The organism is Arthrobacter sp. AG258, assembly GCF_004364695.1.
Lineage (GTDB): Bacteria > Actinomycetota > Actinomycetes > Actinomycetales > Micrococcaceae > Arthrobacter.
Genome location: NZ_SOBI01000008.1, coordinates 25273 through 40637 on the forward strand (window position 1 = coordinate 25273; position 15365 = coordinate 40637).

Sequence of the window (15365 nt, forward strand, 5' to 3'; positions counted from 1 at the left end):
TAATGCGCTGATTGGGGCTTAGCCGGCGGTGCTGGTGGAGATCCGGTGCAGCCATTCGAGGAAGAGCTTGAGTTCCGAGCTGGAAAGCTGGTCAGAGTGCGAGGCCTGAAGTGCGGCGTTCAGGGCGATCGCTGCCACCACCACCGAGGATTTTCCGGTGCTGCCCGCGGCCGGGCCGCTGGCGGGCTCGGCGGACACCGCGAAGATCATGGCGTCCCGGGTCATGGTGGACAATTCGAGGTTCCTCTCGGCGGCAGACTCCGCAATCAGCATCAACGTCACGCCCACGTTGGCCGCCAGGATGGACCTGGCCGCTTCCCTGGGCTGGACGTTAAGCTGGCCCGCCGCCGCTGCCTTGTTCAGCATCTCCTCCATCAGCGACTCGGCGTCCGCCACGATGGCGGGCCGGCTCTCCGGGCGGATGTTGCCAAACATCACCAGGTACAGCTCGGGCTGGTTCAGGCCGAACTGGACGTGGTTGTCCCACATTCTCCGGATGTCCTCAAGCGGCTGTCCGGAAGGGGCGAAATCCCTTTCGCCCGCGACATATTCCTCAAACCCTGCGGCGACGACGGCGTCGAACAGTCCTTCCTTGTCACCGAAGTGGTGGTACAGCGTGGGCGCCGAAACGCCCGCCAGCTGGGTGATCTGGCGGGTGGACACCGGCGCTCCCGCGGAATTTGCCAGCAACTCCGCGGCTGCGCGGAGCAGCCGCATTTTGGGGGGAAGCTGGCCATCCAAACTCATAACCGCTACCCTAGCACCTATAGCGTTGCTATATGAACTGAATCACATACAATTTTTTCAGGCACGTTTCCTGCCCTGGACGTAGCAGTCCACCGGCAGCCCCGGCACGGCGCCGGAGACCTTGGCGGGCCTGTCTACCGGCAGAGAATGAGGACCTTCAGTGCAGAACTTCCCAGGAGTAGGCGTCAGTCCGGGCCGCGTCATCGGCACCATCCGCCAGATGCCCAAACCAATCAGCGAGCCGCCCGCCGGCGAGCAGCTGGCGGCCGGCACCACTGCCGAGGAAGCGACTGCAGCACTGAAGGCCGCGGCCCAGGCCGTGCACGACGAACTGAAGGACCGGGCCACCCATGCCGTGGGTGACGGCAAGGCCGTCCTGGAAGCCACTGCGTTGATGGCCAAGGACACCATGCTGATCAAGGGCGCGGCCAAGCTTGTGGCGCGCGGGACCTCCGCTGAACGCGCCATCTGGGAATCCGGCTCCTCGGTTTCCGAGATGCTGCACAACCTGGGCGGCTACATGGCCGAACGCGCCACCGACGTCCTGGACGTCCGTGCCCGGATCGTCGCGGAGCTCCGCGGGGTTCCCGCCCCCGGCATCCCCGCCTCCAACACCCCATTCGTCCTGGTGGCCGAGGACCTGGCGCCGGCCGACACCGCCACGCTGGACCCCAACAAGGTCTTGGCGCTGGTCACCGCTGGAGGTGGCCCGCAGTCCCACACGGCCATCATCGCCCGGTCCCTGGGCCTGCCGGCAGTCGTTGCCGCCGTCGGCGTTGACGAACTCGCGGACGGCACCGAGGTGTACGTCGACGGCGCTGCCGGCAACATCACCTCGGAACCGGACGAGACCCTCCGGGCGACAGCCGAGGCCTGGGCTGCCACGGCGTCGCTGCTGGCAGAATTCAACGGCACGGGCACGACGGCGGACGGCCACGAGGTGCCGCTGCTCGCCAACGTGGGCGGCGGCAAGGACGCCGAGGCCGCTGCGAAGCTCGGAGCCCAGGGTGTGGGCTTGTTCCGCACCGAGTTCTGCTTCCTGGAACGCGACACCGAACCCAGCGTCGAAGAGCAGGCAGCTGCCTACAAGAGCGTCTTCGACGCGTTCCCCGGCAAGAAAGTGGTCCTGCGCACACTGGACGCCGGCGCCGACAAGCCCCTGCCCTTCCTGACCGACTCCACGGAACCCAACCCGGCCCTGGGGGTCCGCGGCTACCGCACCGACTTCACCACCCCCGGCGTCCTGGACCGGCAGCTGGAAGCCATCGCACTGGCCCAGCAGCAGTCCGAGGCCGACGTCTGGGTCATGGCCCCCATGATCTCCACCGCCGAGGAAGCCGCGCGCTTCGCCTCCATGTGCGCGGACGCCGGCATCAAGACCCCCGGCGTCATGGTGGAGGTCCCCTCCGCCGCCCTCACCGCCGAAGCGATCCTCCGCGAAGTGGGCTTCGCCAGCCTGGGCACCAACGACCTCACCCAGTACGCCATGGCCGCCGACCGCCAGCTCGGCCCCCTGGCCAACCTGAACACCCCGTGGCAGCCCGCGGTCCTGCGCCTCGTCGGGCTCACGGTTGAAGGGTCCAGGGCCGAAGGCCACAACAAGCCCGTGGGTGTCTGCGGTGAGGCTGCCGCGGACCCCGCCCTCGCCGTCGTCCTCACCGGGCTTGGCGTGACCACCCTGTCCATGACGGCCCGCTCGCTCGCCGCGGTGGCCGCCGTGCTGAAGACGGTGACGCTCTCCGAGGCCCAGGAACTGGCAAAACTTGCCCTCTCCGCGCCGAGCGCAACGGAAGCCCGGGCATGGGTCCGGGAGAAACTGCCGGTCCTGGAGGAACTGGGGCTCTGATCCGGAGGAACCGGCCTCGCCTGACGGCAGCCGGACGCGGGATAGGCTACGTCCATGGCATTGATAGCCACCCGCGTTACGGCCGGCCTGCCCGCAGGCGAGGCCGGCAGCCTTGCGCGCGCCCTGGAGGACAGCAACGACATCACCGTCTTCGTTGACGGCACCGTCCACCGGCTGCCCGCGCAGGCACGGGACGCCGTCGTGGATCTCCTGGCACGGCTGGGCCGCGGCGAAACGGTGACTGTGAGCAGCGTGGAGGAAATGCTGACCACCTCCCAGGCCGCGGAACTTGCGGGGATCTCGCACACGTACCTGCGCAACATGACCGACCGCGGCGAGATCCCGGTGGAGTACCGCGGCTCGCACCGCAGGATCCGGCAGGCCGACATCCTTGCATGGCTGGAGCACCAGAAGCTTGAGGACCGGAAGCGCAAGCAGGACAAGGCCGCCGGCGGCCGCGCCGGCGAGGCGGAGTAGTGCGGTTTCCCCAAGGCCTGCGCCGGAAAGACGCCGGCCTGCGCTCTGCGGAGGTGGCCGCCAATGGTTTGACGGGGAGGTTGTTCTGGGCTGACGGTACGCCCGCACCCGGGCGGGACGCTGCAGGCAACCCGGCCGGACCGGCCTATGTCCTCATTCACGGCATCGGCGTCTCCCACCGCTACCTTCGCCGTTTGCACGGCGAACTGGCCGGCGCCCCCACCTACTCCCTTGACCTGCCGGGTTTCGCCGGCACCCCCCGGCCCGGCAGGCAGCTCTCCGCGGAGGACTACGGCGCGTTCATCGCCCAGACACTGAAGGCAAGCGGCATCGACTCCTACATCCTCGTCGGACACTCGATGGGCGTGCAGTTCACCATCGAGGCCGCGCTCTACGCACCGGAGCGGGCACGCCGGCTGGTCCTGATGGGACCCGTGGTGGATTCCCGGCACCGGAGCGTCCCGCGGCAGGGAGTGGCCCTCTTCCTGGACGCGCTGCTCCGGGAAAGTGCCTCATCCAACTGGATTGTGGTCACCGACTACTTCCGCTGCGGGCCGCGCTGGTATCTCACTGAAGTGCCGGTGATGATGGGTTACCCCACGGAGCGGCGGCTGGCCGGCATCAATGTGCCCGTCCTGGTCCTGCGCGGCAACCATGACCAGGTGGCCGGGCCGGAGTGGTGCATCCGGCTCGCCCAGGCCGTGCCGCAGGGAAGTTTCGTGGAAATACCGCAGGCAGGCCACGTGGTCCAGCATGTGCGCCCGCGGCAGGTTGCGGAGGCCATCCGGTCCTTCGTCGGGGCACCCTCCCGCTAACCGGGATTCCCTGGCGTCAGATCCTGGGCCTTGCCGCCCAGCGCCGCATCTTGAGCGCGGCGTGCAGTTCCAGCCGCGGCAAGCCCTTCAGCGGGTCCACCCCCAGCAGTTGACGGATCCGCCCCAGCCGGTTGTAGATGCTGCTGCGGTGCAAGTGGAGCCGGGTTGCCACGTCCTGGACGGAGCCGTCATTGTCATACACCAGCTCCAGGACGGGGATGAGCTCGCCGTTGCGGTCGTGGTCCTCAAGCATCCGGAAGTACACGGACCCGGAGTCCGCCCACGCACCCACTCCCCCGCCGGCCGACGCGAGCAGCTGGTAGACGCCGGTGGCGCGGCAGTCCACGAGTTCGCCCAGCTGCGGGTCGACGGCGGCCGCCTGGGCTGCCAGCCGGGACTGCCGGTAGGCCTCCGCGAGCTGGCGCGTCCTGGCGAACCCCTCGCTGATGCCCAGGATGATCCGGTGGACCGGCCGGCCGGAGCGCTTGGCCAGCTCCAGCTGGTAGTGCACCAGCACCTGGGCGTGGTTGGCCCTGCCCGTCGATTCGCGGAACAGCACCACCGAATGGGTTTCGGTGCCGGCACTGAAGAGGGCCGCATCCACACCCACCGTTGCCTGCAGCGCCGTAGAACGGTGGATCAGGGCCGATGCGATGGGGTCCGGCCCGCTGGCCCAGCCGTCCGCGTCGAGGATGGTGACCATCTGCCAGGGGCCGCGGCCCTGGACTTCCTTCCAGCCCGCCACCGCCGCCACCGCGTTGGGTTCACCGGCGCAGGCTGCCAGGAACTCGCGCTCCCGGCCCCGCCGGAATTCTGATTCCGCCGTGTTCGAGTCGAGCAGGAGCCCCGAAAGCAGCTCGAGCTCATGGTTGACGCCGGGCAACTGGGTGAGGATCGCCGTCGGGCTTTCCTCTGCCGAGTCCTGCTGCACCCACAGATAGCCGACGCGGAAGCCCCGGACCATCAGCGGGACGCAGACCCGGCCAAGCATGCCCAGGTCCGGATTGCCCGGAATCACCACCGGCCGGACGGCGGTGGCGATCCCGTGGGAGAGCTGCCAGGCGCTGACATCCGCCGGGACCTTCTTGCTCAGCAGGAAATTCACCCGGACTCGGTCTGCGTGGGACTGGTTGGAGCTGTAGGCAAGCAGCAGGCCGTCCAGGTCCTCCAGGGATAGGCCGCGGCCAAGCTTCTGTGCCACCTGTTCTACGAGTTGCTCCACACCCTGCTGCTGCATGGGCTCACACTACTGCCTGCGCAGGCGGACCCACGAACCAACACGAGGCGACACCTGACGCTTCAGGAGTCGACAGTTGTCGAGCCTGCCACGGCAAAAACCCCGGAATCACGCGCCTGCGCCGGCCGGCCTCACCCCCGCCCATGTCGCCTGGCTCACTGGCGGATTTATCGTTGAAACACGAAAATCCTTCCACTTTCCCGGCCCGCCGGGACCACACCTTGGAGCAGACGATGATCATCGGCGTCCCCAAAGAGATCAAGAACAACGAATTCCGCGTAGCGATCACCGCTGCCGGCGTCCACGAGTTCCGCACCCACGGCCACACCGTCCTGGTGGAGCGCGGGGCCGGCCTGGGCTCGGGCATCACCGACGAGGAATACGCGATCGCGGGCGCCGAGATCGTCAATGAGGCAGACGACGTCTGGTCCCGCGCCGACATGGTCATGAAGGTCAAGGAACCGGTGAAGGCCGAGTACCACCGCTTCCGCAAGGGCCTGATCCTGTTCACCTACCTGCACCTCGCAGCAGAGCCGGAACTGACGCAGGAACTCATCAACTCCGGCGTCACCGCGATCGCCTACGAGACCGTGCAGGAAGGCCGCACGCTGCCGCTGCTGGCCCCGATGTCCGAGGTGGCCGGACGCCTGTCCGTCCAGGTGGGCGCCACCTCGCTGATGGCACCCGCCGGCGGCAAGGGCGTGCTGCTGGGCGGCGTCCCGGGCGTCCGCCCCGCCAAGGTGGTTGTCCTGGGCGCCGGCGTGGCCGGAACCAACGCCGCCGCCATGGCCCTGGGCCTGGGCGCCGACGTGACCATCCTGGACATCAACATCAACCGGCTCCGCGAACTCGACGCCCAGTACCAGGGCCGGCTGAAGACGGTCGCCTCCAACAAGTACGAGATCGAAAAGTCAGTAGTGGACGCCGACCTGGTGATCGGCTCCGTGCTGATCCCCGGCGCCAAGGCTCCCAAGCTGGTCACCAACGACCTCGTGGCACGGATGAAGCCCGGTTCTGTCCTGGTGGACATCGCCGTGGACCAGGGCGGCTGCTTCGAGGACACGCACCCCACCACGCACCAGGAACCCACCTACAAGGTGCACAACACCATCTTCTACTGCGTGGCCAACATGCCCGGCGCCGTGCCCAACACCTCGACGTACGCACTGACCAACGTCACCCTGCGCTACGCCGTGTCCCTGGCCAACCTGGGCGTCAAGGCCGCGTTCGACCGCGACCCCGCACTGGCCGCCGGCCTCAACATCGCCGCCGGCCACGTGGCACACCACTCGGTGTCCGAGGCGCACAACCTGCCGCTCGTCGCCGACTGGCACGACCTGGTTTCCGCCTAAGCCCTTCATCGATTGCTCCGTACTTGTCCTTTTGAACCCTCAAACGGCATCTACGGAGCAATCGACGCGTTTAAGCCAGTTCGCGTGCCTTTTCAATGATTCTTAGGACCTCGACAGCGTCTTCCGGGTCTACGGGAGCCGGCAACGGCGAGCTGACGCCGCCGTCGAGGATCTTGTCCGCCAGGATCCGGTAGAACTCCGGGTAGTTCCCCCGTTCCGTGGGGAGTCGGTCCAGGTGGCCGTCACGGCCCAGCAGCCCGGCCCACTCGGGCGCTTCCTGCCCGTACGCGGCGTCCAGGGGGCTGCCGCCGGCGGCAAGGTAGGGCTCCTGGGGGTCCACGCCGTTTTTCGTGTACCCGCCCACCGAACCAAGCACCCGGAAGCGCGGCTCCTGCTGCGCGCACAGCATGTTCATGGCCAAGTGGCTGGTAACGCCCGATTCGTGCCGCAGGACCAGGAAGACGTCATCGTCCGCGCGCTCATCGGACCGGCGCGCCGACAGCTCGGCGTGGGCCACCGTGGCGGGACCGAACAACTGCAGCGCCTGGTCCACCAGGTGGCTGCCAAGGTCGAACAGTGCCCCTCCCCCGTCCGCGGCCGTGGCCCGTGCTTTCCACGGCTTGGCGATGGTGGGCTGCCAGCGCTCGAACCGGGACTCGAAGCGTGTCACCTCACCCAGGGACCGGGCAGCCAGCAGTTTCCGCAGGGTCAGGAAATCACCGTCCCACCGCCGGTTGTGGAACACCGTCAATACCCTGCCCCGCTGCCGGGCCACCTCAACCAGGTCCTGCCCCTGCGCGCGGGTCACCGTGAACGGTTTGTCCACCACCACGTCCAGTCCAGCCTCCAGGGCCGCCTTGGCCAGCGGATAGTGCGTGTCCGGCGGCGTCGCCAATACCACCAGGTCAAGGTCAGCTGCCCGCCCAAGGACAGCGGCGCCGTCGCGCACCACGTCCGCCCCCGGCAGCCGGGATGCGGCAGCCGCCTGCCGCCCGGCGTCGGACGTGGCAATGAGGTCCAGCGAATAGTTGCCGTTGGCTGCCAGCAACGGGCCGTGGAACACGCTCCCTGCCAGCCCGTAGCCGACGACGGCGGTGCGGATGGTGCGGGGGTCGCCTTCAGCTCCAGTCATGGAAGCTACGCTACCGCGGAGCGCGCAGCGTTAAACGGGCCGGCACCCCTGGTGAACCAGGGGTGCCGGCTTTTTGGTTGGACCGCGGTGGGTTACTTCTTTTCCCAGCCGATGGTGGTCCAGTCCGGGACCTGCGAGGTGCTCTGGAAGAGCGACGGGCCGTAGTTGGCCAGGCCGGTGCGGACGAAGGAGATCTGCGGGCCGTTGAAGACCACGCCCATGGAGTAGTACTTCGCCATGTGCTCCTTCTCCACGTCCATGGCAGCCTTGTTGCGCGCTGCGTTGTCCTCGATGGAGGCGAGGTCGGCGATCTTCTTGTCCAGGTCGGCGTCGCCCAGCTTGTTCTCGTTGACCTTGGAGTCGTAGTACTGCTTGACGGCGTCGGTGGCATCCGGGCCCACGGTGTAGCCGGAGATGCTCAGGTCGAACTCGCGGCTGCCCAGGACCTTGCCGAAGTCGGCGGAGGCGCGCTGGTCGATGCCCACATCCATGCCGCCGGCCTGGAGCTGCTTCTGCAGGGTCTGGGCCACGGCCAGTGTGGTGGGATCGTCACCGAAGTTGCTGATCTTGAAGGAGGCGGGCTTGCCGTCCTTCTCCATGACGCCACTGGCGTTGGCGGTATAGCCGGCGTCGGTGAGGACCTTCTTGGCGGCGTCGGGGCCGGTTTCCTTGACCGGGTAGTTGTCCTGGTAGTACTCGGAGAACGGCAGCAGCATCATGGAACCGGAGCTGGGCTCTTCCCAGTTCAGGCCGTTGAAGCGGACCTTGCGGAGTGCTTCGCGGTCCACGGCGGCGAAGATGGCCTTGCGGACGTTGACGTCGGTGATGCGCTGGGCGTTGAGGTTCAGGCCGCCGGCAAAGAGGCGCTGGCCGCGGCGGATGTCTGAATCCTTGGTGCCGTCCAGCTGCTTGTACAGCGAGATGGTGTTGGCGGACATGGCATCGATCTCACCGTTCTTGAACGCCGCGATCTGTGCGCTGGTCTCCAGCTGGCGGAAGGTCACGTTGGCCAGGACCGGCTTCTGGCCCCACCACTTGTCGTTCGGAACCAGGGTCACGGTCTTGGCCGCGGTGTCGTACTGGTCCAGCTTGAAGGGGCCGGCCATCCACTCCGGGTGCATGTTGCCGTTGAAGCCTTCGTTGAAGATCTCCGGGGTGTTCACGGCGGGGTGGATCAGGCCGAAGAACAGCGAATCGACCGGGAATACCGGGCGGGACGTCTTGACGATGACTTCCTTGTCGCTGCTGCCGGCCTCAACGGAATCCACGAACTCGTAGGCTCCGGAGCTGACAATGTCGTAGCCGGCGTCCGCGCTCTTGAGGATATTCCAGGTGTTCTTGAAGGCCTTGACGTCAATCGGGGTGCCGTCGTTGTACGTGGCCTTGGGGTTGACCTCGATGGTGATGGTCTGCTTGCCGTCCTTCACCTCGCTCTTCACCGACTCGCAGAAATCGGGGTTCGGGGTGACCTTGCCCTTGAAGTCCACCTTCCAGCAGCCACCAATGCCGCCGCTGTTCATGGCGACCGGGTTCATGGGAATCTGCAGGGCAGAGTTGTCAGCGCTGTTTCCGTTGTTGGAGAAGCCGTTGAAGTCCGGGCCGATATTGCCCAGCGGCAGGGTGACCTTGCCGCCCTGCTGGAGGTCGGCTGCCGGTTTCTCGTTGATGCTGATCAGCTTGGACAGGTCGCTGCCTGCCTCCTGCCCCTTGGCTGTTTCGGGGCCGCTGGCACCGCCACCTCCGCAGGCCGTCAGCGTCAGGGCGGCAGCAATGGCTGCTGCCCCGCCGATCCTGTTCAGTTTCCTCATGGTTTTCCCTTCGATTGGTGCGAGTGGTGGTGCGGGTGGGTCGAAAAAATCCTAGGGTGCAAGGTGGTCCGCCGGTTCATGGACCACCAGCATGTCCTCATCAATTTCCCCGTCCGGATAGAAGCAGGCGAACTGTTGGTCCGGCACGGGCACGGGAGCCTGTTGCAGGACCTGCACGGCCGCCGAGGGTGCCGCGGCTTCCAGGAGCGGTTCGAGGGTGAGGCATTTTTCCTGCTTCGCGGGCGGCAGCGCGGCGAAGACCGGGCAGCGGGTGGCGAAGTTGCAGCCTTTGGGGGCTTGCAGCGGGGAGGGCAGGTCGCCTTGGAGGATGATGCGTTCGCGGGTCCGTTCCAGGTGCGGATCGGGTACCGGGATGGCGGACAGGAGGGCACGGGTGTAGGGGTGGCGGGGGTTGTCGAACACCCGGTCCACAGCCCCGATCTCCACGATCTTCCCGAGGTACATCACGGCCACGCGGTTGGAAATGTGGCGCACTACCGACAGGTCGTGGGCCACCAGCAGGTAGCTCAGGCCCAGTTCGGCGCGGAGCTGGTCCAGGAGGTTGATGACGCCGGCCTGGACCGATACGTCCAATGCGGAGACGGGTTCATCCAGGACCACCAGCTTGGGATTCACGGCCAGGGCCCGGGCGATCCCGATCCGCTGCCGCTGGCCACCGGAGAACTGGTTGGGGAACCGGTTGACGTGGTCCGGCTGCAGGCCCACGAGCTTCATCAGCTCCATGATCCGCTTCTTGATGGCCGCCCGGTCCAGGCCCGCGTTCTGCAGTGGTTCGGCCAGGACCTCGTAGACCGTGAAGCGCGGGTCCAGGGCACCTGTGGGGTCCTGGAAGACCATCTGCAGTTCGCGGCGCATCTTGCCCTTGGTCTTGGCATCGGCCGCCTGCTTGTTGCTCAGGCCGCCGATCACCACCTCGCCGTCCTGGTCCGGGTGGAATTCCATGATTTCCAGGAGGGTGGTGGTCTTTCCCGAGCCGGACTCGCCCACGATGGAGAAGCATTCGCCCTCGCGGATGTCGAAGCTCAGGCCGTCCACCGCCTTGACGGTGCCAATCCTGCGCTTGATCAGGGCGCCCCTGGTCAGCGGGAAGTGCTTGCGGACGTCCGTGAGTTGCAGGACGGTGGCCCGTTCAGCACGCGGGATGGCGTCAAAACGGGAGACCGGTACCGGCGGGGCGGCGAAGACATCGTGCACGTCCACCGTCCCGCCCAGGGAGTCGGACTTGATGCAGGCGGCGCGGTGCAGTCCGTCGTCGGCCACGGGTGCCAGGGCGGGTTCGCCGTCAAGGCAGGCGTCCGACGCCAGCGGGCAGCGGGGCGCGAACGAGCAGCCGGTGGGGGCCTGCAGGAGGTTCGGCGGCATCCCCTCGATGGGCACGAGCGAGGATTTCTCGGCCACGTCCACGCGCGGGACGGCGCCGAGCAGGCCCATGGTGTAGGGCATCCGCGGGTTGTAGTAGATGTGGTCCACGGCCCCGGTTTCCACCGGCTTGCCCGCGTACATGACCATGATGTCGTCGGCCATTCCGGCCACCACGCCCAGGTCGTGGGTGATCATGACGACGGCGGCGCCGGTCTCCTCCTGCGCCTTGTGCAGCACCTCGAGGACCTGGGCCTGGATGGTGACGTCCAGTGCCGTCGTCGGCTCGTCCGCGATCAGGACGCGCGGGTTGTTGGCGATCGCGATCGCGATCATGACGCGCTGGCGCATGCCGCCGGAGAATTCGTGCGGAAAGGCCTTCAGCCGGTCCTTGGGGCTGGGGATTCCCACCATGGCCAGGAGTTCGACGGCGCGGGCTTCCTTGGCCTTCTTGCTCATCGTGGGGTTGTGGATGGTGAGTGCTTCGATGATCTGGGTGCCCACGGTGAACACCGGGGTGAGGGATGACAACGGGTCCTGGAAGACCATCGCGAGCTCGTTGCCGCGGTATTCGCACATGGCCTTGTCGCTCAGCCCGAGCAACTCCCGGCCCTTGAGCCGGACAGATCCGGTGACCTCGGCCGTCGGCGCGAGCAAGCCCATGATGGCCAGGGACGTGACCGATTTGCCGGAGCCCGATTCCCCCACGATTCCCAGGGTGCGGCCGGGCAGCAGGTCGAAATCGATACCGCGGACGGCATGCACAACACCGTTTTCGGTATTGAACCGCACGTTCAGGTCCCGGACTGACAGGACGGCGTCCCCGGGGGCGTGCAGCCCTGCCACGTGCAGGCGCTCCACGGTCGACTGCGACGGGTCCGTGGCTCCGGTGGTGGTTTCGCTGCTCATGGCGTCTTCTTCTCCGCACGGATAGTCCGGGCTTTGGCTTTTTTGGCTTTGCCGCTGGAAGTGGAGCTGGGGTCAAAGGCGTCGCGCAGGCCGTCGTTCATCATGGCCAGGGAGCCGGTCAGCAGGAACATCACGGTCAACGGAACCCAGAACATCCACGGGAAGGTTGAGACCTGGGAGGTGGCCTGGCCGATCAGCACGCCCAGGCTCACGTCGGGGACTTTGATGCCGATGCCGATGAAGGAGAAGGCGACCTCGGCCAGGATGGCTGCGGTGACGCCGCGGGTGATGTCCAGGATCAGCAGCGAGCCGATGTTGGGCACCAGGTGCCGCCAAACGATCCGGCGCGGCGGGACGCCCATGTACTGGGCCGCCTTGACGAAGTCGCGCTGCATGAGGGACATGGACATGGACCGGATCAGCCTGGCGGTTCCCATCCAGCTGAACACGAGCAGGACGATGATCAGCAGCAGCCAGGACGGCAGGTCGCGTTTCAGTCCCGCCCCGCCCCCGCTGGTGGCAACGGCAACCACCAGGAGCGCCGGCATCATGATCAGTGCTTCCAGGATGAACAGCATGACTTTGTCCACCTTGCCCCCGAAGTAGGCCATGCTGCAGCCGTAGACGGCGGCGATCAGCACCGACACCAGGCCCACCACCAGGCCGATCAGGATGGAGATCCTGGTTCCTTCGACTGTCATGGCGTAGAGATCGATCCCCGCCTGCGAGGTGCCAAGGTAGTGCTCGCCGGAGGGCGGCATCCCGATGTTGAAGGGGTCGATGGTTTCCTTGTCCCACTGGGTGAAGAAGCCCCCGATGAACGAGAAGACGGTCAGGGCTACGAAGATGGCCAAGCCCGTCACGGCAGTCTTATTGCGCAGGAACCGGCGGATGATGATGGTGGACTTGCCAATGACGACGTCCGCGCTTTCCAAGTGCGCGTCCTGCGCCACGGCTGCCGGGTCAACGGCGTTCAGGTTGGTCATGGCTACTGCACCCGCACTCTCGGGTCGACAAGCGTGGTGGCGAAGTCCGCCAGGATGGCGCCCAAGGCGAAGATCACTGAACCGTAAGCGAGCGTGGCGGTGGCGGCATTGACGTCCTGCAGTGAGATGGCGTCAATGCTCCAGGACCCCACGCCGGGCCACGCGAAGATCTTCTCGGCGAAGAAACCGCCGGCGAAGATGGCCGGAATGGTGAAGGCGATGCTCTGGGCCACCGGAATGAAGGAAACCCGCAGCGCGTGCCGCGCGATCGCCTGGTTCCGGCTCAGGCCCTTGGCCCGGGCGGTGCGGACAAAATCGGCGTTGACGTTGTCCAGCAGGTACTGCCGCTGGGCGATCTGGTAGGCGCCCCAGCCCACGAGGGTGATGGCCACCGTGGGCACCACGTAGTGCGCCATCAGGTCGGCGAACTGGGGCCAGCCGGGTGCAACACCCGGGGTTGAGATGCCCGTGACGAAGAAGATCCGGTCACCGACGGATTCGTTGATGTTGATGGCACCCAGCTGCACCAGGAAGTAGGCGATGGGTGCGGGCACGATGTAGGCGAGGTAGCTGTAGGACGTGATGACCCGGTCCTGGAACTTGTACTGCCGCGCCGCCGAGTACACGCCCAGGGCGACGCCAATAACCAGGGTCAGGATGATCGAGGCCAGGAAAAGGCGGGTGGAAATCCAGACGCGGTCCCCGAATTCGGCGTTGATGTACGCGCCGTTGGGGCTCCGGCCCCAGTCCCACCGGGTGACGATGCCGGTGAGCCAGTCAACGTAGCGCTCCCACGGGCTGAGGTCCGGGTCCAGGCCCTTGAGCCGCATGGAGTTGGCGACCTGTTCGGGGGTGGGCCGGGGGATGCGTTCCTGCTCGAGGAGTGCCGGCTTGAGTGAACTGACAGCCAGGAAGTAGCCGGCGGACGTGGTGAGGAAGATCATCACCACGTAGGTAATGCCGCGCTTGGCGAGGTATTTGAGCATGGGGCGCTATTTCTTCCGCGGCGCCGCCGTGCGGTGAATCGAAAAACACTCCGGTGTCCGCTGGTATGCCATGCCGCCCACATCAACCATCACTGCTGGATCCTTCCGTCTTCCCCGGGCGAGCACGGGTTGTGCCGGCCTCCCCGGGACCTGCGGCCAGCGGATAGCTGGCCTCCCGCCGCCTCTACGGCACGCCCTGGTGGACTATGTTGCGGGTCACATTCCAGAGGAAACTATCACAAGCCATCAGCCGGAAAGCGCAGTAATCCCCCGAAATACCGCGGGCCGTATCAGATCGTTATGAATAGTTCTGTGAAGTTGGCTTGACTGGACGAAAGGGCTTTCCTCCGCGTAATCTACGCCGACCCCGCCACCCGTGTGACAAGTTCGGACCACGATGCGGCCAGGCGCTCGCTCGTGACGCCGTGCTCCCGGATGAGGTGCAGGAGCCGCTCAGGGTCGAGGGTCGCCGTCAGGGAACCGGCCAGCAGCCCCGGCTCCCGGGACTCGACGCCACCGGCGCGCAGCAGCATTTCCACATGCTGGTTCCAGAGGGCCACCGCCGGAACTTCGAACCTGCCCCGGGAGGCGTTTCCAGCAGCCAGGACCAAGTCCCCGTACTCGACCACATAGGCGATCCTTTCGGTACCGAAAGCAATCAGCCGGTCCATAGGCGCGGCGCCCGGCCCCAGGGGCGGCGGCCCAAACAGGAATCGGGCCTGGAACGCGGCCTCGGAGTCGTTCAACAGCGTCAGCATGAGTCCCGCGCGGCTCCCAAAACGCCGGAAGACCGTCCCCTTGCCCACTCCGGCGTGTTCCGCCAGGCGGTCCATGGTGAGCGCCGCGGCGCCCCCCTGTTCGATCAGGTCGCGGGCAGCGAGCAGGAGGCGCTCCCGGTTGCGGGCAGCATCGCTGCGTTCCGCGGCCGTCACCGGCGTCATACCCGGCCGCACTGGTATGGAACTCACAAAGACAGTGTAGCCATGGGGAATATAAGCGGACCGCGGTCCGTTTAGTCTGGTGAAGGCTCCCCTGAGCCTGACCTCTGTCCGATCGCGGCCCCCGCCGCGCCCCTAGCCAGGAGTTCCCATGAGCAAGAGCACCGTACTGACCCTCGTCGGCAGCCTTCGCGCCGAGTCAACCAACCAGAAGCTGGCGGAAGCGATCCAACTCAACGCACCGGAGCAGGTGGACGTTGTGATCCACGAGAGCCTGGGCAACATCCCCTTCTACAACGAGGACATCGACGTCGAAGGCGAGGTGCCGGCCGCGGCCGCCGCCCTGCGCGCCGCAGCCGAGGAGGCCGACAGTGTCCTGCTGGTCACGCCGGAATACAACGGCACCGTTCCCGCAACGCTGAAGAACGCCATCGACTGGCTGTCCCGCCCCTTCGGCGCCGGCGCGCTGGCAGGCAAGCCGACCGCCGTCGTCGGGACCGCTTTTGGCCAGTACGGCGGCGTCTGGGCCCAGGACGAAGCACGCAAGGCCGCCGGCATCGCCGGCGCCCGCGTCCTGGAGGACGTCAAGCTTGCCGTGCCGGGCTCCATGGTCCGCTTCGCCGAAGTCCACCCCAAGGACGACGCAGAGATCGTGGAACAGATCAAGGGCATCTTCGACTCCCTCGCCGCCTCCACCCCGGCGGCATAAGACGGCCCGGCATCCTTTTCAGTGCCCGGTACGCATCACGCGT

At 66.7% G+C, this 15365-nt stretch carries 13 protein-coding genes; 5 read left to right on the forward strand and 8 right to left on the reverse strand.

The features are described from left to right. Positions 1-18: 18 nt before the first annotated feature. The gene (locus tag DFO47_RS16425; protein WP_109864202.1) at positions 19-747 is read right to left on the reverse strand and encodes a TetR/AcrR family transcriptional regulator; all 729 of its coding nucleotides are present in this window, start codon (positions 745-747) and stop codon (positions 19-21) included. Between the two features lie 160 nt (positions 748-907). Between DFO47_RS16425 and ptsP the strand changes: the two genes are divergently transcribed. Genes ptsP through DFO47_RS16440 form a run of 3 tightly spaced genes read left to right on the forward strand, consistent with a single transcriptional unit; the run spans position 908 to position 3885 of the window. Next, entirely contained in the window at positions 908-2593 is a 1686-nt protein-coding gene (gene ptsP, locus DFO47_RS16430) for a phosphoenolpyruvate--protein phosphotransferase (protein WP_133832350.1), read from the forward strand. Between the two features lie 54 nt (positions 2594-2647). After that, a complete protein-coding gene (locus DFO47_RS16435) occupies positions 2648-3070 on the forward strand; it encodes a helix-turn-helix domain-containing protein (RefSeq protein ID WP_133832351.1) in 423 nt (140 codons plus the stop codon). Next, positions 3070-3885 (forward strand): alpha/beta hydrolase, encoded by an 816-nt coding sequence (locus tag DFO47_RS16440; RefSeq protein ID WP_243835512.1) that lies wholly within the window; start codon positions 3070-3072, stop codon positions 3883-3885. Before DFO47_RS16435 ends, DFO47_RS16440 begins: the two co-directional genes overlap by 1 nt. Positions 3886-3901: 16 nt before the next feature. Here the strand turns inward: DFO47_RS16440 and DFO47_RS16445 are convergent, their stop codons facing one another. Further along, positions 3902-5122 carry a PucR family transcriptional regulator gene (locus tag DFO47_RS16445; protein ID WP_133832352.1) on the reverse strand — a complete coding sequence of 407 codons (1221 nt, stop codon included), beginning with the start codon at positions 5120-5122 and terminating at the stop codon, positions 3902-3904. 233 nt (positions 5123-5355) lie between these two features. Here DFO47_RS16445 and ald point away from each other — a divergent pair, with 233 nt between their 5' ends. Further along, the gene (gene ald / locus DFO47_RS16450; RefSeq protein WP_133832433.1) at positions 5356-6474 is read left to right on the forward strand and encodes an alanine dehydrogenase; all 1119 of its coding nucleotides are present in this window, start codon (positions 5356-5358) and stop codon (positions 6472-6474) included. Positions 6475-6544: 70 nt separating this feature from the next. Here the strand turns inward: ald and DFO47_RS16455 are convergent, their stop codons facing one another. The 6 genes from DFO47_RS16455 to DFO47_RS16480 form a co-directional block, all read right to left on the reverse strand. Beyond that, positions 6545-7606: a Gfo/Idh/MocA family oxidoreductase gene (locus tag DFO47_RS16455; RefSeq protein ID WP_133832353.1), complete on the reverse strand. Its 1062-nt coding sequence runs from the start codon at positions 7604-7606 to the stop codon at positions 6545-6547. 92 nt (positions 7607-7698) lie between these two features. Continuing rightward, positions 7699-9414, reverse strand: a complete 1716-nt coding sequence (locus DFO47_RS16460) for an ABC transporter family substrate-binding protein (RefSeq protein ID WP_133832354.1) — start codon at positions 9412-9414, stop codon at positions 7699-7701. Positions 9415-9465: 51 nt separating this feature from the next. Further along, positions 9466-11703: an ABC transporter ATP-binding protein gene (locus tag DFO47_RS16465; protein ID WP_133832355.1), complete on the reverse strand. Its 2238-nt coding sequence runs from the start codon at positions 11701-11703 to the stop codon at positions 9466-9468. Then, positions 11700-12689: an ABC transporter permease gene (locus tag DFO47_RS16470; protein WP_018763682.1), complete on the reverse strand. Its 990-nt coding sequence runs from the start codon at positions 12687-12689 to the stop codon at positions 11700-11702. Before DFO47_RS16470 ends, DFO47_RS16465 begins: the two co-directional genes overlap by 4 nt. Positions 12690-12691: 2 nt before the next feature. Continuing rightward, entirely contained in the window at positions 12692-13675 is a 984-nt protein-coding gene (locus DFO47_RS16475) for an ABC transporter permease (RefSeq protein WP_133832356.1), read from the reverse strand. A gap of 356 nt (positions 13676-14031) precedes the next feature. Beyond that, positions 14032-14616 carry a TetR/AcrR family transcriptional regulator gene (locus tag DFO47_RS16480; RefSeq protein WP_109864196.1) on the reverse strand — a complete coding sequence of 195 codons (585 nt, stop codon included), beginning with the start codon at positions 14614-14616 and terminating at the stop codon, positions 14032-14034. Between the two features lie 148 nt (positions 14617-14764). Between DFO47_RS16480 and DFO47_RS16485 the strand changes: the two genes are divergently transcribed. Continuing rightward, entirely contained in the window at positions 14765-15322 is a 558-nt protein-coding gene (locus DFO47_RS16485) for an NADPH-dependent FMN reductase (protein ID WP_018763685.1), read from the forward strand. Positions 15323-15365: the final 43 nt, after the last annotated feature.

Excerpts from the sequence above, each read along its gene's own strand:
- DFO47_RS16460 (WP_133832354.1), bottom strand. The coding sequence starts at position 9,414 with ATGAGGAAACTGAACAGGATCGGCGGGGCAGCAGCCATTGCTGCCGCC.
- DFO47_RS16455 (WP_133832353.1), bottom strand. The coding sequence starts at position 7,606 with ATGACTGGAGCTGAAGGCGACCCCCGCACCATCCGCACCGCCGTCGTC.
- DFO47_RS16465 (WP_133832355.1), bottom strand. The coding sequence starts at position 11,703 with ATGAGCAGCGAAACCACCACCGGAGCCACGGACCCGTCGCAGTCGACC.
- DFO47_RS16425 (WP_109864202.1), bottom strand. The coding sequence starts at position 747 with ATGAGTTTGGATGGCCAGCTTCCCCCCAAAATGCGGCTGCTCCGCGCA.
- DFO47_RS16480 (WP_109864196.1), bottom strand. The coding sequence starts at position 14,616 with ATGACGCCGGTGACGGCCGCGGAACGCAGCGATGCTGCCCGCAACCGG.
- DFO47_RS16485 (WP_018763685.1), top strand. The coding sequence starts at position 14,765 with ATGAGCAAGAGCACCGTACTGACCCTCGTCGGCAGCCTTCGCGCCGAG.
- DFO47_RS16435 (WP_133832351.1), top strand. The coding sequence starts at position 2,648 with ATGGCATTGATAGCCACCCGCGTTACGGCCGGCCTGCCCGCAGGCGAG.
- DFO47_RS16445 (WP_133832352.1), bottom strand. The coding sequence starts at position 5,122 with ATGCAGCAGCAGGGTGTGGAGCAACTCGTAGAACAGGTGGCACAGAAG.
- DFO47_RS16470 (WP_018763682.1), bottom strand. The coding sequence starts at position 12,689 with ATGACCAACCTGAACGCCGTTGACCCGGCAGCCGTGGCGCAGGACGCG.
- ald (WP_133832433.1), top strand. The coding sequence starts at position 5,356 with ATGATCATCGGCGTCCCCAAAGAGATCAAGAACAACGAATTCCGCGTA.
- DFO47_RS16475 (WP_133832356.1), bottom strand. The coding sequence starts at position 13,675 with ATGCTCAAATACCTCGCCAAGCGCGGCATTACCTACGTGGTGATGATC.